The organism is Streptacidiphilus sp. PAMC 29251, from assembly GCF_054208735.2.
This window is the reverse complement of record NZ_CM135725.2, coordinates 383,504-406,222: the sequence shown is the minus strand read 5'-3', so window position 1 is coordinate 406,222 and position 22,719 is coordinate 383,504. Positions and strand designations below refer to the sequence as shown.

Annotated in this window: 17 protein-coding genes and 2 pseudogenes; 9 read left to right on the top strand and 10 right to left on the bottom strand. The window is 71.9% G+C overall.

Features of this window, described 5'->3' with window-relative positions; translation table 11 throughout:
- Positions 1-35 precede the first annotated feature (35 nt).
- The 4 genes from ACXKR8_RS02105 to ACXKR8_RS02090 all read right to left on the bottom strand — a co-directional run bounded on the left by ACXKR8_RS02105 (position 36) and on the right by ACXKR8_RS02090 (position 7,903).
- Positions 36-236 carry a chaplin gene (locus ACXKR8_RS02105; RefSeq protein ID WP_458271182.1) on the bottom strand — a complete coding sequence of 67 codons (201 nt, stop codon included), beginning with the start codon at positions 234-236 and terminating at the stop codon, positions 36-38.
- 690 nt (positions 237-926) lie between these two features.
- Entirely contained in the window at positions 927-2,840 is a 1,914-nt protein-coding gene (locus ACXKR8_RS02100; RefSeq protein ID WP_458271181.1) for a non-ribosomal peptide synthetase, read from the bottom strand.
- A complete protein-coding gene (locus tag ACXKR8_RS02095) occupies positions 2,824-7,395 on the bottom strand; it encodes an SDR family NAD(P)-dependent oxidoreductase (protein ID WP_458271180.1) in 4,572 nt (1,523 codons plus the stop codon). Before ACXKR8_RS02095 ends, ACXKR8_RS02100 begins: the two co-directional genes overlap by 17 nt.
- Positions 7,358-7,903, bottom strand: a complete 546-nt coding sequence (locus ACXKR8_RS02090; protein WP_458271179.1) for a hypothetical protein — start codon at positions 7,901-7,903, stop codon at positions 7,358-7,360. The genes ACXKR8_RS02095 and ACXKR8_RS02090 overlap by 38 nt, the downstream gene beginning before the upstream one ends.
- 134 nt (positions 7,904-8,037) lie before the next feature.
- Between ACXKR8_RS02090 and ACXKR8_RS02085 the strand changes: the two genes are divergently transcribed.
- Positions 8,038-9,531 carry a hypothetical protein gene (locus tag ACXKR8_RS02085; RefSeq protein WP_458271178.1) on the top strand — a complete coding sequence of 498 codons (1,494 nt, stop codon included), beginning with the start codon at positions 8,038-8,040 and terminating at the stop codon, positions 9,529-9,531.
- 51 nt (positions 9,532-9,582) lie between these two features.
- On the opposite strand, the gene ACXKR8_RS02080 is transcribed toward ACXKR8_RS02085, so the two are convergent.
- The 3 genes from ACXKR8_RS02080 to ACXKR8_RS02070 form a co-directional block, all read right to left on the bottom strand.
- On the bottom strand, positions 9,583-10,203 hold the full coding sequence (locus ACXKR8_RS02080) for a PDDEXK family nuclease (protein ID WP_458271177.1): 621 nt from the start codon (positions 10,201-10,203) through the stop codon (positions 9,583-9,585).
- 68 nt (positions 10,204-10,271) lie between these two features.
- Entirely contained in the window at positions 10,272-10,394 is a 123-nt protein-coding gene (locus ACXKR8_RS02075) for a hypothetical protein (protein ID WP_462100247.1), read from the bottom strand.
- A gap of 6 nt (positions 10,395-10,400) precedes the next feature.
- Positions 10,401-10,751 carry a hypothetical protein gene (locus ACXKR8_RS02070; RefSeq protein WP_462100246.1) on the bottom strand — a complete coding sequence of 117 codons (351 nt, stop codon included), beginning with the start codon at positions 10,749-10,751 and terminating at the stop codon, positions 10,401-10,403.
- Positions 10,752-11,148: 397 nt separating this feature from the next.
- Between ACXKR8_RS02070 and ACXKR8_RS02065 the strand changes: the two genes are divergently transcribed.
- From ACXKR8_RS02065 to lexA, 5 genes and pseudogenes are all read left to right on the top strand, one after another.
- On the top strand, positions 11,149-11,427 hold the full coding sequence (locus tag ACXKR8_RS02065; protein ID WP_458271175.1) for a hypothetical protein: 279 nt from the start codon (positions 11,149-11,151) through the stop codon (positions 11,425-11,427).
- Positions 11,428-11,606: 179 nt separating this feature from the next.
- Positions 11,607-12,266 carry a hypothetical protein gene (locus ACXKR8_RS02060; RefSeq protein WP_458271174.1) on the top strand — a complete coding sequence of 220 codons (660 nt, stop codon included), beginning with the start codon at positions 11,607-11,609 and terminating at the stop codon, positions 12,264-12,266.
- 80 nt (positions 12,267-12,346) lie between these two features.
- A complete protein-coding gene (locus ACXKR8_RS02055; protein WP_458271173.1) occupies positions 12,347-13,801 on the top strand; it encodes a DNA polymerase Y family protein in 1,455 nt (484 codons plus the stop codon).
- A pseudogene (locus ACXKR8_RS02050) lies at positions 13,794-16,838 on the top strand (error-prone DNA polymerase); the annotation flags it as partial. The gene ACXKR8_RS02055 and the pseudogene ACXKR8_RS02050, both read left to right, overlap by 8 nt.
- Positions 16,839-17,046: 208 nt before the next feature.
- A pseudogene (lexA, locus tag ACXKR8_RS02045) lies at positions 17,047-17,731 on the top strand (transcriptional repressor LexA).
- 206 nt (positions 17,732-17,937) lie between these two features.
- Here lexA and ligD (ACXKR8_RS02040) read toward each other — a convergent pair.
- Positions 17,938-18,873, bottom strand: a complete 936-nt coding sequence (gene ligD, locus ACXKR8_RS02040; RefSeq protein ID WP_458271172.1) for a non-homologous end-joining DNA ligase — start codon at positions 18,871-18,873, stop codon at positions 17,938-17,940.
- Between the two features lie 29 nt (positions 18,874-18,902).
- The gene (gene ku, locus ACXKR8_RS02035; RefSeq protein ID WP_458271171.1) at positions 18,903-19,826 is read right to left on the bottom strand and encodes a non-homologous end joining protein Ku; all 924 of its coding nucleotides are present in this window, start codon (positions 19,824-19,826) and stop codon (positions 18,903-18,905) included.
- Between the two features lie 56 nt (positions 19,827-19,882).
- Between ku and ligD (ACXKR8_RS02030) the strand changes: the two genes are divergently transcribed.
- The 3 genes from ligD (ACXKR8_RS02030) (at position 19,883) to ACXKR8_RS02020 (ending at position 21,798) form a co-directional block, all read left to right on the top strand.
- Entirely contained in the window at positions 19,883-20,788 is a 906-nt protein-coding gene (gene ligD / locus ACXKR8_RS02030; RefSeq protein ID WP_458271170.1) for a non-homologous end-joining DNA ligase, read from the top strand.
- Between the two features lie 54 nt (positions 20,789-20,842).
- The gene (locus tag ACXKR8_RS02025) at positions 20,843-21,058 is read left to right on the top strand and encodes a hypothetical protein (RefSeq protein ID WP_458271169.1); all 216 of its coding nucleotides are present in this window, start codon (positions 20,843-20,845) and stop codon (positions 21,056-21,058) included.
- Positions 21,059-21,324: 266 nt separating this feature from the next.
- A complete protein-coding gene (locus ACXKR8_RS02020) occupies positions 21,325-21,798 on the top strand; it encodes a hypothetical protein (protein ID WP_458271168.1) in 474 nt (157 codons plus the stop codon).
- A gap of 162 nt (positions 21,799-21,960) precedes the next feature.
- Here the strand turns inward: ACXKR8_RS02020 and ACXKR8_RS02015 are convergent, their stop codons facing one another.
- Complete coding sequence (locus ACXKR8_RS02015) at positions 21,961-22,584, bottom strand: hypothetical protein (RefSeq protein WP_458271167.1); 624 nt, start codon at positions 22,582-22,584, stop codon at positions 21,961-21,963.
- Positions 22,585-22,719 lie beyond the last annotated feature (135 nt).

Sequence of the window (22,719 nt, the reverse complement as noted above, 5' to 3'; positions counted from 1 at the left end):
CGTGTTCTGGCGCCGGGACGGCTGCCGGAGGCCTCTCAGTCCCGCGTGTCGCAGGGGTTGTCGCTCATCATGGTGTCGCCGTGGTGCCAGGTGTGCTGCCAGCCGGTGGCGTGCCCGCCGCCGGATCCGTGCTGCTGGTGGCCGCCGTCCTGGCTGCGGTTGCTGCAGCGGTTGCCGAAGGCGGGATTGGGCGCTCCGACGAGGTTCAAGGAGTTGCCGCAGACGTCGACCGGCACGTCGACGGGATCTGGACAACGTTGCCGGACAGGACGGAACCAACTCCCACTGGCAGGCGGTCGGCAACATCTCCTCCCGGTTGCTGCAGGCAGGCAGGCAGGCGTGCGGCAGGCGCGGGGCTTCTTCCAACGTCTCCAACTTCCAGACCGACGCCGCGTCCCAGGACTACGGGTCCTGGATCTCCAGCTGCATCGCCATGATCACCGACCCGTCCAACTGGGCCTACAACCGCCCCGACTACTGCCCCAGCCACTACTACCCCACCACCTTCTCCGACTCCAGCACCTGGAGCCGGACCACGGCCTGGGCCAGAACACCATGCAGGGCTGCACGAAGGCGCCCTACAACCAGAGCGAGGCGACCGCCACCGCGCTGGAGCTCGAGGCCTGGTGCAACCCCACAGCCGCCAGTCCGACGGCCAGTGCGACGCGGCCGGCGGCGTGCACACCTGGGACTACTCGGCCTACACCCAGCCCGGATGGCCGTAGGATGCCGCAGGACAGAACCTGTTCGACCCGCTCTGGGGGCGTGTCGACCCGGCGGCCGGAGCCTGGTTCCCGGCACAGGCCCTGTCCCCGGCACAGAACGCCGATCCCGCGCTGAGCCCCAACCTGCCAGCCGGTCCCGGACACTGACCGTCCCCAACGCAGCCGCGGAGCCGGTTCGGTGCTGACCGGCTCCGGGGCGGTTCAGTCGGAGCCGTCCCGGGCCGCCTCCCGGGCCTCGCGCAGCCGCTGTGCCAGGGCCCGCACGGTGGACGCCCCGAAGAGAGCGGACACCGGCAGCTCCACGCCGGTCTCGCGGCGGAGGACGGACACCAGGCGTACCGCGCGCAGCGAGTCGCCGCCCAGTTCGAAGAAGTTGTCCGTGACGGAGAGGTGCGCGTCGGCGAAGAAGCCCCGCCAGATGCTGAGGAGCAACTCCTCCTCGGCGTCGGCCGGGTGCTCGACCAGGTGCTCGACCGCCTGCTCGGCGGCGAGCCCCTCGGCCTCGGCGGCCAGCGCCTTGCGGTCGACCTTGCCGTTCGGGGTCAGCGGGAACGCGTCCAGGACCGCGACGGCGGTGGGCACCATGTACGCCGGTACCCGCTCGGCCAGCAGCGCCTTCACGTCATCGGCCGAGTGGCCGGCCGCGGGCTCCAGGAGGACCTGGGCGGTGAGCCGCGTGCGGTGCCGGTCGCCCCGCACGGCGGCCACCGCTCCGCGTATGCCGGGGCAGGCCAGCAGCGCCGCCTCGACATCGCCGAGTTCGATGCGGTGGCCGCCGACCTTGACCTGCATGTCCTCCCGGCCCAGGAACTCGATCTCGCCGCTGGGCAGCAGCCGTCCCCAGTCGCCGGTCCGGTAGTGGCGGGCGCCGGTGGCCGGGTCGGTGACGAAGCTGCGCGCGGTACGTTCGGCGTCGCCAAGGTAGCCGCGGGCCAGGCCGACCCCGGCGATGCAGATCTCGCCGGGCACCCAGCGGGGCCTGGGCCGCATCAGTCCGTCGCCGACGTACACGTGCTGGCCGGTCATGGACCGGCCGTAGGGGACCGAGGCGAGGTCGGCGTCCGCGGGCGTGATGGGGTGCCAGACGGACCAGATGGAGGCCTCGGTGGCGCCGCCGAGGGACCACTGCAGGGCCCCGGGGAACAACTCCCGGACCTCGTTCGGCAGGCCCACCGGGATCCAGTCGCCGCTCATCAGGACCGCGCGCAGCGGTGGCAGCGGTGCCGGCCCGGCGGCCGAGGTGTACTCGGTGAGCATGGCCATCAGGGCCGGCACACTGTTCCAGACGGTGACTCCCGCCTCGGCCATGAGCCGCAGCCAGGCAGCGGGTTCGCGGGCATCGCCGGGAGCCGGCAGCACCACCGCGCCACCGGCCGACAGGGGGCCGAAGAGGTCGTAGACGGAGAGGTCGAAGTGCAGCGCCGAGAGGGCCAGCACCCGGTCGGCAGCCGTGCAGCCCAGCTCCCGGTTCACGTCCCGCACGGTGTTGACGGCGGGTCCGTGCTCGATCATCACGCCCTTCGGCATGCCGGTGGAGCCGGACGTGTAGATGACGTACGCGAGGTCGCCGGGCGCGATCTCGACCGCCGGCGCCTCGGTGGCGGGACCGGCCGGGGCGTCCGCCGCAGGGGGCGCGACGGTGCTGACCGTGAGGCCCTCGGGCCAGGCCACCGTGTCGGCGAGGCCGGGTTGGGTGAGCGCCTCGGTGACGCCGGCGGCGCCGAGGATCTCGGTCAGGCGGCGGGCCGGCCAGTGCGGGTCCACCGGGACGTACGCGGCGCCGGCCCGCAGGATGCCGAGGCAGGCGACGACCTGCTCCCAGCCCTTCTCCATGGCGACGGCGACGAGCGGCTCGGGACCGAGGTCCTTGGCCGCCAGCAGCGCCGCGAGTCGGGCGGACTCGTCGGCGAGTTCGCCGTAGGTCAGGGTCCGGTCGGCGGCGATGACGGCCACGGCCTCAGGGGTCGCGGCGGCCCGGTCGAGGAAGGCCAGGTGCAGCAGGGCGTCCGCGGGGAGGGCGGCCACGGGGTCGGGGTCGACGGCCTCCGCCGGGAGGGCATCGGCGGTCCCGGTCCACGCGGGCAGCGTCCAGGCGGACTCAGTCACAGAGGTCACGGATCAGTCCTTCGTAGGCGGCGAGCATGGAGTCCACGACTCCCTCGGGGAACACCTCTTCGACCACGTCCCAGTTCAGGACGAGCGCGCCGTCCTCCTCGAACGCCTGGTGGTCCAGGACGACCTGGGGGGTGCGGACCCCGCTCCAGACCGGGGCCCCCGTGTCGCCGAGCAGGCACAGGGCGCCCACCGGGCCGACTGTGCGCGGGACGCCGGGCGCGGGTCGGCTGCCGCCGATGGTGCTGTTGAACACGACGGGCAGCCGGGCCCGGCCGGCCTCCCCGTCCAGCCGGCTCAGGTCGCGCAGGACGTCGAGGCCGGTGTAGGCGACATGCTCCAGGTCCTGGAGCAGTTGGCGCTGGATGCCCGCGCCGGCCTCGCGGAACGGGGCCGCTTCGTCGATGTGCACTTCAAGCAGCGTGGTGGAGGAGAAGTTGCCGACGACCGTGGACATGTCCTCCGCGGCGAACGCCGAGCGCTGGGAGACCAGGACGGTGAGCGTGAAGTCCGGGCACCTGGACCAGCGGGCGAGCACCTGGCAGTAGGCGGTGAGGACGGCGCCGGAGGCGGTCAGGCCGGCCGCCGCCGCGTTCTCCTTGAACCGCTGCCACTGCGGCGCCTCGACCCTGATGAAGCGGTTGCCGAAGGCGGGTCGGCCGACGTCGCACAGGGGTACCGCGTACGGCAGGCGCGGCGCCGGTGGCAGGGCTGCCGCGCGCTGCTGCCAGTAGGCGCGGCTGGGCTCGATCTGCGCCGAGGCCTGGTACTGCGCGGCCCGTTCCACGTGCAGGGCGAACGGCGGGCCCGTCTCGGGGAGCGCGGCCTGCGGGTCGCGGTAGAGCCGGGCCCACTCGTTGAACAGCAGTGTGCTGCTCGCGCCGTCCGAGACCAGGACGTCCACAGCCACGTGGAGCCGGGTGACTGCCTCGTCCAGGTGGGTCGCCCGGACCAGGACCAGCGGCCAGCGGGCCGTGTCGAAGGTGTGGGTGGTCACCTCCTGGTGGATCTCGGCGAGGCGGGCGGCCCGCTCGTCGGCGCCGAGCCGGCGGATGTCCTCGACCGGGATGCGGAACTCCGGCACCTCACCGAGCACCCGTTGGGTGCCGGCCTGGTCGAACACCGCGCGGAGCATCCCGTGGCGGTCCACGAGCTGCCGGAACGCGCGCTCGCCCGCCCGTACGTCGAAACCGGTGAGGTCGACCTCGACGGACAGCACCGTCGGTACGTTGCCTAGCTCGAAGTCTCCGGCGCGGCCTGCGACATAGGCTTCCTGAAGCTTGGTGAGCGGGAACGGCGGGGAGTCGGCCCGGGACGGCCGCTGCGGAGCGACGGCCCCGGCCCCGGTCCCGGAAGGCGCGTCCGCGGCGGGAGCCGCTACGGACGCACCGTCATTTCCCGGGCTGCCAGGGGCAGGCTCGGGGCTCGGGTCGCCGCCGCCCGGTCCAGACGGGCCGAACAGGTCGACCAGGTGCTGGGCCAGCGCTTCCGGGGTCGGGTGGTCGAAGACCGCGGTGGCCCTGAGCCGGATGCCCAGGATCCGGCCGAGCCGGACCCGCAGCTCCATGGAGGTCAGGGAGTCCACGCCCATCTCGTAGAACGAGCGCTGCGGGTCCACCCGGTCGGGCTTCAGGCCCAGCAGGCCGGCCACGCACTCCTTGACCAGCCCGACCGCGGCGACCAGCCGCTGGTCGGCCGAGGCTTCGGCGGAGGTCAGTACCGCGAGCACGGCGGCTCCCGGCTGTTCCGCCGAGGCGCCCACGGAGGAGGCGGCGGGTGCGGCGGCGACTGCGGGTGCGGCGACCGGTGCGGCCGTCCGCACCGGAGCGGCGGCGCGGGCGGCCGGGCCGCTGCCCGCGCCCCTGGTCGGCCCCGCCAGCCGGGTCAGCAGGAACGGCGCTTCGCCCGCCCCGGGTCCGGCCGCGTCCGGCAGCGCCAGCCGGGCGCCGACGAGGGCCGGGGCGGTACCGGACACGGCCGCGTCGAACAGCGCCAGGCCGTCGGCCGTCGGGAACGGTGCGACACCGTTGCGCCGCAGGCGCAGCAGGTCGCCCTCGTCGAGGTGGCCGGTCATGCCCGTGGCCTCGGCCCACAGACCCCAGGCGATGCAGCGGGTGGCCCTGCCCTGCGCGGATCGCCAGGCGGCGAACTGGTCCAGGAAGCTGTTGGCACCGGCGTAGTTGGCCTGGCCGGGGCCGCCGAGCACGCCGTAGAGGGAGGAGAACAGCACGAAGAAGCCCAGGTCGTCCTCGCGCGTCGCCGCGTCCAAGTGCCAGGCCGAGTCGACCTTGCTGCGCAGCACACGGTGCAGCTGGTCGGGGGTCATGTTGGCGACGATCGAGTCGTCCAGCAGACCGGCGGCGTGCACGACGCCGGCGACCGGTCCGCGGGACCGGATCAGGGCGAGGACCCGGCGCACGTCGTGCGCGTCGGCGACGTCGGCCGCGAACACCTGCACGTCGGCGCCGAGCCCGGCCAGTTCGCTCTGGAAGCCGGCTGTGCCCTGGGCCCGTTCGCCGCTGCGGCTGAGCAGGGCCAGGGACCGGACTCCCCACGCGGTCACCAGGTGGCGGGCCACCTCGCGTCCCAGCGTGCCGGTGCCGCCGGTGAGTACGACGGTGCCGTCGCCCAACTCGGGCAGGGGTGCCCGGGCCGGTGCGTGCGGGGTCAGTTGGGGCATCAGCACGCGGCCGCCGCGGACGGCGAGCTGGGGCTCGGTGCGCCGCAGGGCGCGGAGCAGGGCGTCGGTCGCGCCCGGCACCACGGTGTCGGTGTCCACCACCCGGAACTGGCACGGGTATTCGGTCTGGGCGGAGCGGACCATGCCCCACACCGCGCTGTCCGCGAGGGAGAACGCCTCGTCGCCCGGGACGGCCACGGAGTCCTGCGTGACGAAGGTCAGCACCGCGCTGCCGGTGAGGGCCTCGGCCCGGAGCCATGTCTGCAGGGCGGCCAGGTTCCGTTCGGCGGACGCGTGCACCTGCTCGACCGTGGCGTGCCGGGATGCCGGGGTGCCCAGGACCACCTGCCAGGTCCCCGGGATCGACGAGACGATCATGATCGCCTCGTCGAGGGTGGCCACCGAGATGCCCTCCCGGTTGGCGTCCCGCAGCGCGGCCGGCAGCGGTCCCTCGTCACCGCCGACCACGCACAACCGCACGTCCTGCGGCGCCTCGCCGGCCGGTTCCTGCCAGCTGGTGGCGAAGAGACCGGCGCGGTCGAGATCGACCGGCGCCGCGCCGGCCCCGTCCAGGGCCAGGCCGCGAACGACCAGCCGCTCGACTTCGAGCAGGACGGTGCCGTCGGCCGCGGCCAGGGTCAGCGCGATCGCGTCCGGGCCGACCCGGTAGGCCAACGCCTCGCAGGCGACGGCGCCGGACGCGGAGAGCGATCGGACGCCGTTGAACACGAACGGGACCGCGATCCGCCCGGGCTCCGGCTCGCCGAGCAGCCCGCAGGCCACGGCGGCGTGCAGGGCGGCGTCGGTCAGCGCGGGGTGCGCGGCGAAACCGCTGTGGTCCACCAGGGCCGCCTCGGGCAGCTCGACCCGGCTCCGGACCCAGTCGGCGCCCAGGTGCTCGCCGGAGCGCACGCCCTGGAAGGCCTCGCCGTAGCCGTAGCCGAGACCGTGCAGCCTCGGGTAGAGGCTTTCGGCGGGGGGCAGCGCCGTCGCGCCCGGTGCCGCGGCCAGGTCCACCGTGTCCGTACCGGGGCGGGCGGCGCCGAGCAGTCCCTCGGCGTTGCGCAGCCAGCCGGTTCCGGCAGCGGTGCGGGAGTGGACGCTGGCGGCGCGGGTGCCGTGGGCGTCCACGGGGGCGACGGCGACCTGGATGTCGACGGCCGTGCCGGCCATCGGCAGCAGCAGCGGGTCGCTGACCACCATCTCCTCGAGCTGCTCGCAGCCGACCTCGCGGCCCGCGGTCAGCAGCAGCTCCATGAAGGCGGTGCCGGGCAGCAGGGCGGTGTCCTCGACGCGGTGGTCCATCAGCCAGGGGTGGCTGCGGACCGACAGCCGACCGGTGAGCAGCACCGTGCCGTCGGGCGTCTCCACGACGGAGCGGAGGAACGGGTGGCCGCCGTCCGCGACGGAGCTCGGGCGGGCGGTCGACGGGCCGGCTGCGGTGACGGGGGTGACGGCGGGGGACACCCGGCCCACGCCCTCGGTCTCCAGCCAGAACCGCTCGCGCTCGAACGGGTAGGTGGGCAGCTCCGCGGCCGCCACGGCGCGGGAGGGGACCGCAGGCAGCAGGCGGGTCCAGTCCAGCGGGTGGCCCTGGACGTACGCCTCGGCGGCCGCGGCGAGGAACCGCTCGCGGGTGCCCTGGTCGCGTTTGAGGGTCGCGTTCACCGGGGCGCTGCTGCCGGCCTCCTGGAGGACGGCCTGGAGCGAGCCGGTGAGGACGGGGTGCGGGCTGATCTCGACGAAGGCGTCGAAGCCGTACGAGACCATCTCGGTGATCGTCTCGGCGAACCGGACCTGGCCGCGCAGGTTGCGGAACCAGTAGTCGGCGTCGAGCTCGTCACCGCGCAGCCGTGCTCTGTCGACCGTGGAGAACATCGGGACGGCGGACGCGGTCGGGGCGACCCCGGCGAGGCCGGTGAGGCTCGGGTGCGCCGATCTCCCGCTGAGTGTGCTTGCGTACCAGGGCGCCGACCTGACGCACACGGAAGCCGCCGCGGTTGCTCTCCTCCTCCCGCAGGACTTGGACGGCCTGGGTCAGCGCGCCCAGCTCCAGTGGTGCCCCGACCTCAAGATCGGGTGCATCGACCAGCGCCTTGGCCCGGGCGGCTACCTCGAGTCGAGCCGAGAATAGTCCCGGGAAGTTCTGGCCTGCGATGTTCAGGATGCTGTCCACGGCGCCCCGGCAGCAGGTCTGTGCCACTTCGTACGGTGCACTGAACGTCTGCGGCTCGGACAGGATCTTGGCGGCGTCCCGCAGCAGGTTCAGCGCACGCTCACCGTGCTTCCCCTGGGCGATGAGCGCCTGGACGAGGTCGGGTTCGATGGTCAGAGCATTGAACGGGTCCGGGGCCCCTGAAGGCGAGGGAGTTGCGGGGATGCTCACCCGCACACGATAGCGATCGGGGCTGGACCACTCTCTTGTGCGGCAAGGCCTGTGATGCGGCGGCGACAGCCTAACTGCGGTTGCTGGAAAGAATTCTGAGGAAGTGAAGGCCTCGGCGGCACTAGCGTTGCGCCATGAGCGAGGATGCAGGAGAGATCCAGCGGGCCGTTCGCGACTGGCTGGAGCACTTGGTGAGCAAGGGCATGCCGCCCCGTGGAGAGGGGTTCCTATGGGAACACCTGGCTGAGCAAGCGGAGTGGGCACCGGTACGCCACGCAGTGACCGCCGTCGCGTTGGCCAACGACCGGGACGACCTGTGCTACCGACTCGGGGATCCATCTGACGACTGCTGGGCGATCGACGACCAGGTGCTCCTGCATGTCAGCGGTCTCGGCTCCCTCGCCCGCGCGCTCACCAAGGGTGAGCCGATCGACCCCGCGGAGGTGGCTGAGGGGTTCGCCCGATTCTGCGCAGGCCCGCGGCCGGCTGCGGAGGACTGGCTCCTGATCGAGGCCACCTTCCCGCAAGGCACTCGCGTGGCCATCGGGGAGTACACCCTGCAGACCTTCACCCTGGCCGAGCTGCGTGATCTGCACCCGTTCCCCGGCCTGAGGGCGCACCTGAAGGCCGGCGACCTCACGGCGGAGCCGCTGGCCGGGGCTCCGTTCCTGCACCGGATCTCCGAGCGAGGCCCGTCACCGGCGTTCAACCCGCAGCTGGTTGTGCGGCCCCGCCCCGAGACGGAGCACTGGCAACCGCTGCTGCCCCTGCTCCTGTGGTCCCCTGAGCTCACCCGCATCCAGGCCAACTACCAGGTTGAACGGGGCCGGCGGGTGCGTCTGGACCAGGGCTCTCCCAGCATCTGGATGACCTACCACCCCGATGACGACCTCGAAGACGACGATCTGGAGGAGTTCGACTGCGGTGACTACCGCGTCGGCGCAGATGACGTCGGGGAGTTCACCGTCTTTTGCAAGGAGGTGGTCGACCGGATGCAGCAGGTGTTCGCCGAGAACGGCAAAGCCGGAAAGAAGCGGGCGCGCCGGCTGACCCGGGCCGCCCAGCACCTGGTCCGGGCAGCGCACCGCACCTACGGGGGCACGGTCGCCAAGGAACTCCCCGGTGACGAAGCCGAGGAGGTGCTGCTGCAGTACGTCATCGCGATGGAGGCGCTCCTGGCCGATGAGGACAACCTGGACCTGAGCCGTAAGGTCGCCTACCGCGCGGCGACACTGTGGCAGACCGACACGGACCGCCAGCGGGTGGCCAAGCTGGTCAAGGACGCCTACACCGAGCGTTCCAAGTACGTCCACGGCGACGACATCGACGCAGGACGCGTCCGGATCGAGGATCTGCGCGCGGTCGCGTCCGAGACGCTCCTGCGCTGGCTGGTCCTGGCCAGCAGCGGCGCCAAGGACGTGCCGGGGCTCCTGGACAGCGCCCTGCTGTCCGAGACGGTTCGGCGTGCCGAGATCATCGAGCCGATCAACACGTTCTTCCGCGCCGTCCGGGCCCGTTCAGTCTCGGGCGACGCAGCGGACCAGGCGCTGGACGGCACCGAGGTGTTCTCCCGTGTCCTTCAGTCGGCCGGAACTGAAGCGGGCGCCGGCCAGGAGGGCCAGTCCTGAGTGCCCGGGCCGTACGGACGACTTGCGCGCCGGGGAGGGACTGGCAGAGGGTCATGCTCCGTGAAGGGGCCGGGCGTCGGTCGCGTAGCGGAACCCGCCCTCCACCGGGGCCAGGTCGACCAGGTTGAGCCGCGGCCGCAGGGTGTCCTCCACGATGAACTGCGACCGGATATCGGACTCCACGCTGGCCGCGACTGCGTGGAACACCCGACGGCCGGCGTAGCAGTTGTTGAGTTCCGCCAGCGCCGCGAGGTGGTCGTACCGAAACGGCGGGTCGAAGTCACGCCCTGCCGCCACCCAGACCACGACCGCCGCCTCCGCTGCGCGGGCGTACGTCAGCAGCTGTCCCAGGTGCTTGTGGTCGCTGTTGCCGAGTTGGGCTTCGATGACCACCGTGCGGCCGTGCTCGTCACGAGCGACGATATCCATGCGCAGCGCGCCCACCCAGACTTCCCGGCCGGTGACGTCGACGTCCTGCCATTGCTCACCGACCTGAACCTCGCGGCCGACGAAGTCCAGACGCTTCATGCCCAGGCATTCGCCGAGCTGGTCGAGATGGGTGATCAGCCAGCTGACGAGGTCCACTTCCCGGGGCCATAAGTCGCACGGCTTGCCGACGATCTGGAAGGAGGGCGACGGCGGCCCCAGATATGTCGTGTAGGCGAGATCCATCGGGCCATTCTCGGACCGGGCACTGACAAGGCCCGCGCAGCAGGGCGAGCCCGCGCCGGCCTCCTTGATCAACCTGTGCCCGTCGTCGCATCCAGGGTGACCGGGCAGAGCAGGGCATACATCTCGCCGTCTTCCTCCGCGGCCGCGACGTCCGAGGGCTGCGAGATGGAACCGGCCAGGGCGAGGAACACCCCGTGCTAGCGGGCCAGGCGCCGCCATGCCTTGGAGGAGTTCAGCGTGCCGGCGTACAGGACGCCGTGCGGACCGGTCACGGTGAACACATCGGCCGGCACGTCCAGGACTGCCGACCACCGGTCTGCGGGCTCCGCCCAGCCGGGGAGGTCGTCGAACCTCGCCCACCCTGAGGCCGCCAGGCCGAGGAGATAGGGATCGGGTCCGCGGCCGCCGTCGGCGGTGAACGTCTCGATCCGGTGCGACACGGTGAAGACCACCTGGGCGCGGCTGCCGACGTCCACCGCCCATGCCTGCGTCTCCAGCTCGACCTCCGGGCTGTCGAGGTCGATGGCGTACATGGTCTCGGGGTCCACGGTCAGGTCTCCTCGGTACGGGGCGATCGGCTTCCGTCCACCGCCCGGCGCGGCCAAGGGTGTTGAGGCCAAGCACAGCACTCTGACGGTTCTCCACTCAGTACAACGGAGTTCGGGCGGCCGGGTGGCGGTCCCGGTGCGCAGCAGCTTGGGGAGCCGGCGCCGTGGCCGCTCGGCGCGGTTCTCTGTGACCGTTCACGGTTGATGGCGACTGAGGCGATACAGCTGCGCTGCTCACGTGGGGTTTTGTTCACATGGGTTGGCGGGCTCCGTTCGCAATGGATGGCGGGGGATGCCGCTTCTTGGCCACGGAGAGTGCTTGGTTGCGCTGTCTTCGGCAGTGACCCGTTTCCCGTATGCCCCGTGTCCGTTCGCGCGTAGCAGTCGTTCGATGTGTATGACCAAGATCTTCAATCAAGTCCTCAGCGCGGTGGCCGTCGTCGGCGTCACCGTCCTCGCCGCCGCCGTCCCCGCGTCGGCCAACTCCATCGGAGACACCATTGGAGCCATCCAGATTGGCAGCCAGAACCTGGGTGCCAACAGCGGGAACGTAGGGTCGGTCAACAACCATGGCAGCAGTAACGGCAACTCTCTCGCCAACAACATCGCCGACCAATCCGTTGTCGGCCTCGTCAACGATGTCGACATGTTGAACGGCGCGTTCGCGCTCGTCTGAGTCGCCCCCTGAGACGAACCCTGGCCAGTCAAGCCTGCCGAGGCTGGCCAGGGTCTCTGGGAGGGGACTCGCCAACTCCGCTGAACAGCCGCCAACCAGCGTGAACAGTCACATTCTCATCGCGCTGACCTGCGACGTCCCGCTTGCACTAAACCGCACATGTGTTCGATCCTCATGGGGTGAGTTCGGTTTCGGTGGAGCGCGGGATGGCGGAGCAGGGTGTTGCCGGAGGTCTTCCGGTCACGCCCGTGCTGCGCTCCCTGCTGCCCGGCGGCACCCTGCGCTACGGCACCACGGTCAGCGTCGAGGACGCGGACCTGCCGGTCCTGCTCGCCCTCGCCGGTCCCGCCGCCGCCGAGGGGACCTGGGCCGCGGTCGGCCTGCCTCGACTTGGCGCCGCCGCGGCGGTGGACGCGGGCCTGGACCTGGCCCGGGGCCTGTGGGTGGACCGGCCCGGACGCGACTGGCCCCAGGTCCTGGGCGTCCTGCTGGAGGCCGTGCCGCTGGTGCTGCTGGCCTCCCCCGGTCGCGTCGCCCCGCGCACCGGACAGCGCCTGGCCGCTCTGCAGCGCCGCACCGGCGCCGTGGTCCTGGTCGCCGGTCCGTGGGACGGCGCGCAGATCCGACTGCGCGTCGCCGCCCGAGCGTGGGAGGGAGTGCAGGCCGGCCACGGCCTGCTGCGCCGCCGCCGGGTCCAGATCGTGGCCACCGGTCGGGGAGCAGCGGCAAACGGCGGCTCCGCGACGGCCTGGCTGCCGGGCCCGGACGGCACCCCGGCCCCGGCCCCGGTCGAAGCGGGGCGTTCACCTCTCGCGAGCCCTCTGACCGTGGCCGGGTGACCTCGATGAGCGGCCGATGGAGTGTGTGCTGGGTACCCGACTGGCCGGTCATCGCCACCGGCGTACCGCAGGACGCCGCCGTGGCAGTGGTATCCGGCAACACGGTCGTGGCCTGCTCCCAGGCGGCACGGCGGGCCGGGGTGCGGCGCCGGATGAGGCTGCGCGTCGCGCAGGCCCGCAGCACTGAGTTGATGGTCCTCGACCGCGACATCGAGGCGGAGATCCGCGCCTTCGAGCCGGTGCTGCGCGCCCTGGAGCAGGACGTGGCCGCGCGGCTGGAGGTGCTGCGGCCCGGCCTGGTCCTGCTGCCCGCCCGGGGCCCGGCCCGGTACTGGGGCGGCGAACCGGCGCTGGTCGACCGGCTGGCCACAGCCGTCACCGGCCTGGGCCATCCCGTCCAGGCCGGTGTGGCCGACACCGTCCTGGCCGCGGCCCTGGCCGCCCGGACCCCGGGCGGACTGATCGTGCCGCCCGGCGCCAGCGCCCGCTTCCTCGCCCCCTACCCGGTCGGCGTCCTGGGCCTGCCGTACCTGTCCGATCTCCTGCAGCGGCTCGGCATCACGACCCTGGGGGCGTTCGCCGCCCTGCCCGCCGACCGCGTCCAGGCCCGCTTCGGACCCGAGGTCGTCGCCGCCCACCGCGCCGCCCGCGCCCTGGAAGAACGCCCCCTGGACCCGCGCGCCCATGCCGAGCACGCGGTGTCCCTCGACTTCGAACCCCCCGAGACCCGCGTGGACGCAATGACGTTCGCCGGCAAGGCGCTGGCCGAGCGACTGCACCAGGACCTGGCCGCCGCCGGCCTGGTCTGCGCCCGCGTCGAGGTCGAGGTCCAGCTCACCGACGGCAGGCGACTGCAGCGCCTGTGGCGCCACGAGGGCCGGCTGACAACCCTCGCCGTCGCCGAACGCATCCGGGGCCAACTGCGTGCCTGGGCCGACCACGGCGACCTGGCCGCCGCCGGCGACGGCGAAGCTGCCGGGGTCACCGGCCTGGTGCTGCGCCCGGAGCAGTACAGCGCGGCCACCGGACGGCAGGCCATGCTCTTCGGCGACCACGCCACCCCGGTGGATCTGGAGCAGGCGGCGGCCCGGGTGCAGGCACTGCTGGGCCACCACGGCGCGGTGCGCGTCGAACTCGGCGGCGGCCGCAGTCCGGGCGAGCGCGAGCGCCGGATCCCCTTCGGCGACCTGGCGGACACGACCGAACCCGACGGACCGTGGCCCGGGCGGCTGCCCGCCCCGCACCCAGCCGAGATCTACACCCCGCCGCTGCCCGCCCAGCTCCAGGACGCGGCCGGCGCCAGCGTGGAGGTCTCCGCCCGTATCGCCCTGTCCGCGCCGCCGCAGCGCCTGGCAGTCACCGGGCACAGCGCCGGCAAGGTCACAGGGTGGGCCGGGCCCTGGCCGGTGATCGAGCAGTGGTGGGACCGCGACCACGGCCGCCGCCTGGCCCGGATGCAGGTCACCACCCGCGACGGAGCCTGGCTGATCCAGACCCGGGACCGGCACTGGTCGGCGGAGGCCCGCTATGGCTGACCAGAACCGCCCCGCCCTGCACCTGGTGCGCGCACCGGCCCCCGCCCGCCCGCAGGAAGTGCCGTGGGCCGAGCTCCACGTGCACTCGACGTTCTCGTTCAAGCAGGGAGCCTCCGACCCGGCCGCCCTGGTGGCCGAGGCCGCCGCACTTGGCGTGACCACCCTGGCGCTGACCGACCGCGACGGCCTGTACGGGGCCCGCCGCCTGGCCGAGGCCGCCCGGGAGCACGGCGTCGGCACCGTCTACGGCGCCGAGCTCTCCCTGCCCACCGACCTGGGCCTGGGGCGGCCGGTCGTGCTGGCCCGCTCCCTGGAGGGATGGCGCCGCCTGTCGGCCGCGATCAGCGCCGCCCAACTGGCCGGGACGAAGGGCGCCCCGCGCTACGAGCTTGACCTGCTCGCCCAGTCCGCGACCGGCGGCCACTGGGCGGTGCTGACCGGCTGCCCCGAGGACCCCGACGAGCACGACGTCGCCGTCCTCGCCCGCCGCCTGGAGGCCCTGGGCACCGTCTTCGGCTCCGGCAGCGTCCACGCCGAGCTGATCGACCACCACCTGCCGCTGGACAACCTGCGCAACGACGCCCTGTTCGCCGCAGCCCACCGCACCGGCACCGCGGTCGTGGCCACCGGCGCGGTCCACTACGCCTCACCGCGCCAGGCCCGGCTCGCCCAGGCCCTGGCCGCGCTGCGCCACCGCCAGGACCTGGCGGCCGCGGCCGGCCACCTGATGCCGGCCCCCACCGCCCACCTGCGCAGCGGAACCGAGATCCAGCACCGGTTCAGCCGCTACCCCGCAGCCGTGGAGACCACCGTGGCGCTGGGCCGGGACTGCACCATCGACCTGGACGAACTGCGCCCGACATTGCCAGGCTTCCCGGTCCCCGAAGGCCACGACGAGGCGTCGTGGCTGCGCCGCCTCGCTGAGGAGGGCTGTGAACGCCGCTACGGACACCGCGCCGACCCGGCGGCCGGCAGGGCCTGGGAGCAGCTCGAACGCGAGCTCCAGGTGATCACGGCGCTGGACCTTCCCGGGTACTTCCTGATCGTCCACGACATCGTGCGGTTCGCGGCCACCGAGAACGTGTGGTGCCAGGGCCGCGGCAGCGCCGTCAGCTCGATCACCTGCTACGTCCTGGGCATCACCCAGGTCGAACCCCTGTCGCACGGCCTGCTCTTCGAACGCTTCCTCCACATGGAGCGCAGCGACCCGCCCGACATTGACATCGACTTCGAGAACGGGGCCCCGCGCGAGAAGGTGATCCAATTTCTGTACCAGAAGTACGGCCGTGACCACTGCGCCCAGGTGGCCAACGTCATCAGCTACCAGCCGCGGCTGGCCGTCCAGGACGCCGCCCGGGCCCTGGGCTACCCCCCGGCGCGGCGCGCCGTGATGACCCGTCACATCCACCACGAGCCGCCCGGGCCCGAAGCAGACCTTCCCGCCGACGTCCGCGAACTCGCCGCGCAGTTCCACACCCTCCCCAGCCACCTCGGCGTCCACAGCGGAGGGATGGTGCTGACCCGTGAGCCGATCGGAACCGTCATGCCGGTCGAATGGGCGACCGCGGAGGGCCGGTCGGTTCTCCAGGGCGACAAGGACGACTGCGCGTCCGCGAAATTGGTAAAAATTGATATCCTCGGATTGGGGATACTTTCCGCGCTGCACACGTCCTGCGACCTGGTGTCCAAGCACTACGGCGTCAGCATTGATCTGGCAAGTATTCCGGCGGACGATCCTGCGGTATACGCCATGATTGCCCGTGCGGATACCATCGGATGTTTCCAGGTCGAAAGTCGTGCTCAGATATCGACATTGCCTCTTTTGAAGCCGCGGAGTTTCCAGGACCTCGTGGTCGCGGTGTCCATTATCCGGCCCGGCCCTATTCAGGCCGGATCCAAGCATCCTTACCTGCGCAGGCGCTCCGGCCAGGAAGAAGTAACCTACCCCCACCCCCTCGCCCGCCCCGCGCTGGAGGACTCCCTGGGCGTCGCTCTCTGGCAGGAGCAGGCGATGAAGCTCGCTATCGACTGCGCCGGGTTCACGCCCGGGGAATCCGACCGGCTCCGCAAGGCCATGGCCGCCAAACACGCCCCGGAAAAAGTCGGGCAGCTACGCGCAAGACTCCTCGAAGGAATGGCAGAAAAGGGAATCGGGCAGGACGCGGCAACACAGATCTGCGGAATGATTGAAGCATTCAGCAACTACGGCTTCCCGGCCTCGCACGCCCAGTCGATGGCTCACCTCGTCTACGCCAGCGCCTGGCTCCGCAAATACTATCCGGCACCTTTCGCGGCGGCTTTGCTGGCCCATCAGCCGATGGGCTTCTACGACGACCAGACCCTCATCCAGGACGCGAAGGCCCGCGGCATCACGGTGCTGGGCGCCGACGTCCAGCGCTCCGCCGTCCGCGCCGGCCTGGAACCCGATCCGCAGTCCGCCGCTGGGCATCTGGCGATCCGCCTGGGGCTGGGCCGGATCGAGGGCCTGGGCACGGACGCCGCCCAGCGCATCGTGGACCACCAGCCCTACGCGGACCTGGCCGACCTGGCCGCGCGCACCCGCCTCAGCGCCCGCGCCCTGGAGACCCTCGCCACCGCGGGCGCCCTGGACGCCTTCGGAGCCAGCCGCCGCGAGATCCTGTGGACCGCCGCCTCCCTGGTCCACGGACACCAGGACCCGCTGCCGGGCCTGGGCCACCTCACCCCCGCACCCGCACTGCCGCCGATGACCAGCGCGGACCTGACCGCGGCCGACATCCGCACCACCGGCTCCAGCGCCCGCCACCACCCGGTCCACCACCTGCGCCCCCAGCTCCAGCACGCCCGCGCCCTGACCGCCGCCACCGCGCACGGGCTCGTCAACGGCACCCCGGTGCGCCTGGGCGGCCAGGCCAAGTACCTCCAGCGCCCGCCCACCGCGCGCGGCGTCGCCTTCGGGGTCCTGGAGGACGAGAGCGGAACCATCAACTTGGTCTTCCAGCCGCACGTCTGGACCCGCTTTCACCAACCGCTGCTCGACTCCGCCTTCGTCCTGCTCGACGGCTACCTCGAGCGCTCCGGCGCCACCGTCAACGTCGTGGTCGACCGGGTCCGCCCCTTCGGCGGCCAAGGGCCCCGGTCCCGCCGCCGCGGCCGCCGCTTATCCACTCCGCGGCCGCGCGCCCGCACCGGCGCGGCAAACCCAGTTCCCCACCTCAGCAGCGGGGGATACCCTCCCACCAGGAAGATCACGAAAGAGGACGGCGATGGACGACACAGCAACCCGGTCCGGCCGGCCGCCGGGAACCCGGCGCAACCAGGACGGGCTGACCGACCGCCAGGTCCGCATCGTGCGCTTCATCGGCGAGACCACGGCAGCGCGCGGATACCCGCCCAGCATGAGGGAGATCGGCCAGGCCACCGGCTTGCGAAGCACCTCCTCGGTGGCCCACCAGATCAAGGCCCTGCAGGCGCAGGGCGTCCTGCACCGCGACCCCCACCGCCCCAGGACCGTCCGCCTCGCCCCCGGCCATTACCCGGACCCGGTCGCAGCTGCGTCCGCGGCCGCCGCGGGCACGGTGGAGGTCCCGCTGCTCGGCCGCATCGCCGCCGGCGCCCCGATCGCCGCCGACCACGAGCAGCACGTCGAAGACGTCCTCACACTGCCCCGCACCCTGGTCGGCGACGGCGACCTGTCGGTTTTCCGTGGTCGGCGACTCGATGACCGGCGCCCACATCCACGACGGCGACACCGTCGTGGTCCGCTCCCGGTGCGACGCCGAGACCGGCGAGATCGTCGCCGCGATGATCGACGGGGCGGCCACCGTCAAACGCCTCAAGCGCACCGGCCGCGAGGTGTGGCTGCTGCCCGAGAACCCCGCCTACCTGCCGATCGACGCCGCCAACGCAACGCTCCTGGGCAAGGTCGTCGCCGTGCTGCGCAGCCTGTGACCCTGACCCGCCGGCCCGGCTGACCGCCCCGCTCGGTGCGAACCCGCGCTCGTGCCAGCGCCAGGACCCGTGGGTACCCGGAGGAGCCCAGGCGGCCCTGGGCAGCGCCGCGCTGCAGTCGAGAATCCGTCCACGATCGCATCCTGCCGGCTGCCCGTCCCCGCCTTCTCCGCCTGGTCATCCGGAAGATCGCTGTGGCAGGCGCCTCAGTCCCGTTCGGCCCCGCGAAGTCCCCTGTAGACGGGGTGCCGAAGGTGTCCTGAGGCCGTGTACTCGAGGTACTCGACTTCACAGGTGAGTTCTGGCCGCACCCATCTGGCCGGCTCGCTGCGGTCCGGGCGTGGTCCTCGCGTGAACGGGGAGACCTGGGTCGCGATCCGGTCCAGGAGCCCGACCAGCGCCTTGCGTTCAGCCTCGGTGAACCCGCTGCCGACCCTCCCGACGTAGCGCAAGCCGTCTTCGCCCTGGAGGCCCAGCAGCAGGGCCTTCATCGTCGTGCCGTTAGGAATCCAGCCGCCGATGGTGAGGTCGAGGGACCGCACATTTTTGATCTTGATCCAGTCCTTGGATCGTGCCCCCTGGCGGTAAGGGGCGTCCAGGCGTTTGAGGACGATGCCCTCCAGGCCGCGCTCCCGGGTCCAGGCCAACGCGTCGCGGGCCGCCTCCCCCGGCCAGCCCGGGGGCACCATGACCCGCTGGCTCTTGATATCCAGGGAGTCCAGCAGGGTGCCGCGTCCCGCGTAGGGCAGAGCGGTGGTCTGCGCTCCGTCCAACCACAGGACGTCGAACAGGAGCAACTGCACCGGCACGGCCTTCATCGCCTGCCGCACCTCGGCCGGGCGGCGTAGGGCCATCCGTTCCTGCAGCCGGCTGAAGGAGGGGCGGCCGTGCTCGTCCAGGGCGACGATCTCCCCGTCCAGGATCGCGTCGCGTCCCGAGAGCAGTTCGGCCAGGATCCCGAATTCGGGGAACCGCGCTGTAGCCGGGTTCCCGGCCCGGGACACCAGCTCCACCCCGCCGGCCCCGTCGAGCCGTACCTGGATGCGCATGCCGTCCCACTTCACCTCGCAACCCCACTCCTCCAGGCGCGGCGGGAGTGGGCCCGGTGAGGCGAGCATCGGCTCCAGCACAGGCAGCGTCACCGGACCGCCCGGCGTCGTCCGGCGCGGCACTACGACGCCTTACGCGCGCTGGTCTTCTTTGCGGCCGCCTTCTTCGCCGGTGCCGCCTTCTTCGCGGCGGTGGACTGAGTGGAGGTGGACTTGCGCGCCGTGGGCTTCTTCGCGGCCGGCTGCTGCGTGGCGGTGCCGGCCGACTTGGAGTGGGCCTCCTTGGCGGCCTTCACGCTGGACTGCAGGGCGCCCATCAGGTCCAGGACCTTGCCCCCGCCCGAAGGCGCGGGCTGTCCGGCCTCAAGGGGCTTGTTGCCGAGCTTGCTGTCGATCAGCTCCTGGAGGGCGAGGGCGTAGTCGTCGTGCAGCTCGTCGAGGTCGAAATCCTCGGACAGGGTGTCCATCAGGGAGCGGGCCATTTTGAGCTCCTGAGGCCGCACCGGAGCCTCGGCGGTAGGGGCGGCGAATTCCGGCTCGCGGATTTCGTCGGGCCACAGCAGGGTCTGCAGGATCAGCAGCTCGCCGTGCACGCGCAGGACCGCCAGGGACTCGCGGGTCTGCAGCGTGACCTTGGTGACGGCGATCTTCCCGGACTCGGTCAGCGCGTCGCGCAGCAGCACGTACGGCTTCGCGGCCGCCTTGGGCTGGACACCGATGTAGTAGGGGGAGGACAGCCGTAGCGGGTCGATGGTGTCGGCGTCGACGAAGGCGAGCACATCGATGATGCGCTTACTGGGCAGCGGCAGCTGGGTGAGGTCCTCGCTGGTGATGACGGCTTCCCGGCCGTCGTCGCCCGCGTAGCTCTTGGCGATGTCCGCGTACGGGACCTCGACGCCCTCGTCCTCGCAGAACCGTTTCATCTTGATCGCGCCGCCGTCTGTCGCGTGGACCATGTGGGCGGACGGCCCGGAGTGCTCCTCCACGGCCTTGTACAAGTTCACGGGCACGCTGACCAGGCCGAACGCGATACTGCCCTTCCACATGCTCCGCATGGTCCACTCCCTGCATAGCCCGACGGTTTGCGGGGATACATAACGCTATGCCCGATCGTGTACCCGTGCAGGTCGGAGACCATGTCGTCACCCTGAGCCACCTCGACAAGCTCCTGTGGCCCAGGTTCACCAAGGGCGAGGCCCTGCACTACTACGCCCAGGTCGCCGACGCCCTGCTCCCGCACACAGCTGGCCGACCCGCCTCGTTCGTGCGCTTCCCCGACGGCGTCAGCGGGCCGCGGTTCTACGGAAAGAACCCGCCGCCGGGCCTGGCCGACTGGGTGAGCACCGCCCAGGTCCCCGGCAAGGAGGGCCCCAAGCCCCACGTCGTCCTGAACGACCTCGGGGACCTGATGGCCATGGGCAACCTCTACGGCCTGGAGATCCACGTCCCGCAGTGGACCAACGCCACCGGACCCGAGGCACACGACCGGCTCGTGATCGACCTGGACCGCGGCGACGGCGCCGGGATGGTGGAGTGCTGTCAGGTCGCCCTGCTGGCCCGGGACCTGCTGGCAGCCGACGGGCTGCAGTCCTGGGCCAAGACGAGCGGCAGCAAGGGCCTGCACCTCTACGCCCCGATCAGCCCCGCCGCCGGGAACGAAACCACAGGGTATGCGAAGAAGCTCGCCCAGCGCCTGGAAGCCGAGCACCCGGACCTGGTCGTCCACAAGATGGCGAAGAATCTGCGCACCAGGAGAGTGCTCGTGGACTGGTCGCAGAACTCCACCGCCAAGACCACCGCTGCTCCCTATACCCTGCGCGCCACCGACACCCCCGTCCCCGGCGTCTCGACCCCGGTCACCTGGCAGGAGGTCGCCGCCGCGGACGCTGATGCCTTCGCATTCACCCCTGAGCAGGTACTGGCCCGAGTCGCCGAGGACGGCGACCTCCTCGCCGGCCTGCTCGGCACCGGCCCCTGGCCCCTGGTCCCGGTCGACATCCCGTTCTGACCCGATGGAGTCGCAGCACGTGCCACGGTTTCGCCTTCACCGGATGCTGGAGGCATGAGCGATTCAGCGCAGTTGTCCTTCTACGTACACAAGGCTCCCCGCAGTTTCGCCGACGTCGTCGTCGAGACCGCCGATGAGCACGACCGTGTGTTCGCTGAATCTCCGGTGGTGAACTGGTCCGACCTGGACAGGCTGGCGCAGCAGTACGGGGTTCCGGGAGAACGGATCTTCATCGACGACGATGCGCGCGCGGTCCTGGATGCCACCTGAACCGCTACCGGGCGGGGAAGTGGGGTGGGCCGCCCGGTCTCATGGGGGATAGCGGGCGGCCCTGTCATCCCTAACGAAGAACCGAGAGGTTGGGTACTGGCCGCGACCAGACGTCAGCTGGGAGATGTCCGCCGGAGACGAATCCGGCGGCTACTTCCGGCACTCCTGGCGCTTCATGAACAGCTGCCAGGGGCACACCATGAGGACCAGAACGGTCGCCCGAGCCGAGCCGAGCCGGGCCGGTCCGCCGGACGGGGAGGAACGGCATGATCACCGGGGAGGACAGGATCCGGCCGACGGTTGAGGACGTCGCGGCGGTGCTGGCGAAGGCCGCGCACCCCGTGAGCGTGCCTGAGATCGCGTGGAAGATCGCGGAGCTCCAGGATGTGCGCCCGCGCGACAGGGAGACCCTGGCGAGGGTATTCGCCCGAGTGGACCAGGGGACGAACGGCCTTCTGCTGACGCTGGCGCTGATGGCCCAGGCGGGGCAGGCCAGTGGGCGCCTGGGCCAGGAGTGGATGGAGATCCTGGGGCGCCGCTGGAAGAACCAGGGGCACAAGACCAGGTACTGGGCCGACGCCGAGACGGAAGCCCGGTGGCGCAGCGAGCGGCAGGCTCACCAGGACTGGGTGCGCGTGGAGAAGGCCGAGAAGTGGGCGCTCCTCAAGTTGCGGGAGCGCTACCCCTCGGAGGTGGCCGCACTGGTTGAGCAGTGGCTGCAGGAGCATCCGAAACCGTAAGTCCGCCCGGCAACGGCCGGGGACCCGCGCCCAGTACGACGCCGACAGCGGCAACGCCACTGTGACCCTGCACCACCCACGCCGGGATCGTGCCAGCACCGGGGTCCGTGGGCGCCGAGGAGCAGCCCAGGCGGCCACGGACCGGTTCGAGGCGGCGGCCGGTCAGTTCGCCGGCGCGGTGGCCCCGCTGGCCGCCGCCTCGTAGTAGACAGTCGAGCCCTGCTTCGACTTCTCCACGGCACCGCGCTTGAGCAGCCCCTCCAGCGCCGCGCGGGTCGCACTGACATTCGCCGGGACCACGTCGGTGCCGAACAGACCCTGGGCGATCTCGGCGGCCTTCTGCGGACCCGAGTTCTCCGCCAGGAACCCCTGGACCCGTTGCGGAAGGGTGGGCGCGGCAGCGGCGGGCTGCGCGGTGGCGCGTTGCCGCTGTACGAGTTGGCGGCGCGGGGAGACCCGACGGCCCGGCGATGCCGCAGCCGTGCCCGTGCCCGTGCCCGTCTTCGCCTTCGCCTTCGCGTTGCCCTTGGCCGGGACGGACCCTTCGGCCGCCGGTACCGCAGCCGCTGTCGGCTCCTGAGGCGTCGGCGCAGCGGCGGGCGCCGGCGTCGCCTCGGTGTCGACGGCCGCGGCCAGGACACCCTCCAGCCAGGTCCGGGTCGCGTGGAGCTCCTTGAGCTGCCCTTCGCGCTCGGCGATCGCGGCATTGACGGCCGTCAGCTGGGTTTCCAGGGTTGTGCGCACCTCGGCGGACACGGTGGTTCTGGTGAGTTCTTCGGTGGTCATGAGCGCTCATTCCTCTTCGTGCGGCGGTGAGTTCGTGTGGCCAGCGAGCCTAGGGGCCATCGCCGACCGTTGATCAGATCTCGTGGGAATCCGGTCGAGCCGACCGCGGGGAGGAGTATCGCGCGATCGGTCCTT

What these genes read in the sequence shown, in the direction of transcription:
- ACXKR8_RS02095 (WP_458271180.1), bottom strand. Translation starts at nt 7,395, where the DNA reads ATGTTCTCCACGGTCGACAGAGCACGGCTGCGCGGTGACGAGCTCGAC.
- ACXKR8_RS02080 (WP_458271177.1), bottom strand. Translation starts at nt 10,203, where the DNA reads ATGGATCTCGCCTACACGACATATCTGGGGCCGCCGTCGCCCTCCTTC.
- ACXKR8_RS02065 (WP_458271175.1), top strand. Translation starts at nt 11,149, where the DNA reads ATGACCAAGATCTTCAATCAAGTCCTCAGCGCGGTGGCCGTCGTCGGC.
- ACXKR8_RS02085 (WP_458271178.1), top strand. Translation starts at nt 8,038, where the DNA reads ATGAGCGAGGATGCAGGAGAGATCCAGCGGGCCGTTCGCGACTGGCTG.
- ku (WP_458271171.1), bottom strand. Translation starts at nt 19,826, where the DNA reads ATGTGGAAGGGCAGTATCGCGTTCGGCCTGGTCAGCGTGCCCGTGAAC.
- ligD (WP_458271170.1), top strand. Translation starts at nt 19,883, where the DNA reads ATGCCCGATCGTGTACCCGTGCAGGTCGGAGACCATGTCGTCACCCTG.
- ACXKR8_RS02015 (WP_458271167.1), bottom strand. Translation starts at nt 22,584, where the DNA reads ATGACCACCGAAGAACTCACCAGAACCACCGTGTCCGCCGAGGTGCGC.
- ACXKR8_RS02025 (WP_458271169.1), top strand. Translation starts at nt 20,843, where the DNA reads ATGAGCGATTCAGCGCAGTTGTCCTTCTACGTACACAAGGCTCCCCGC.
- ACXKR8_RS02020 (WP_458271168.1), top strand. Translation starts at nt 21,325, where the DNA reads ATGATCACCGGGGAGGACAGGATCCGGCCGACGGTTGAGGACGTCGCG.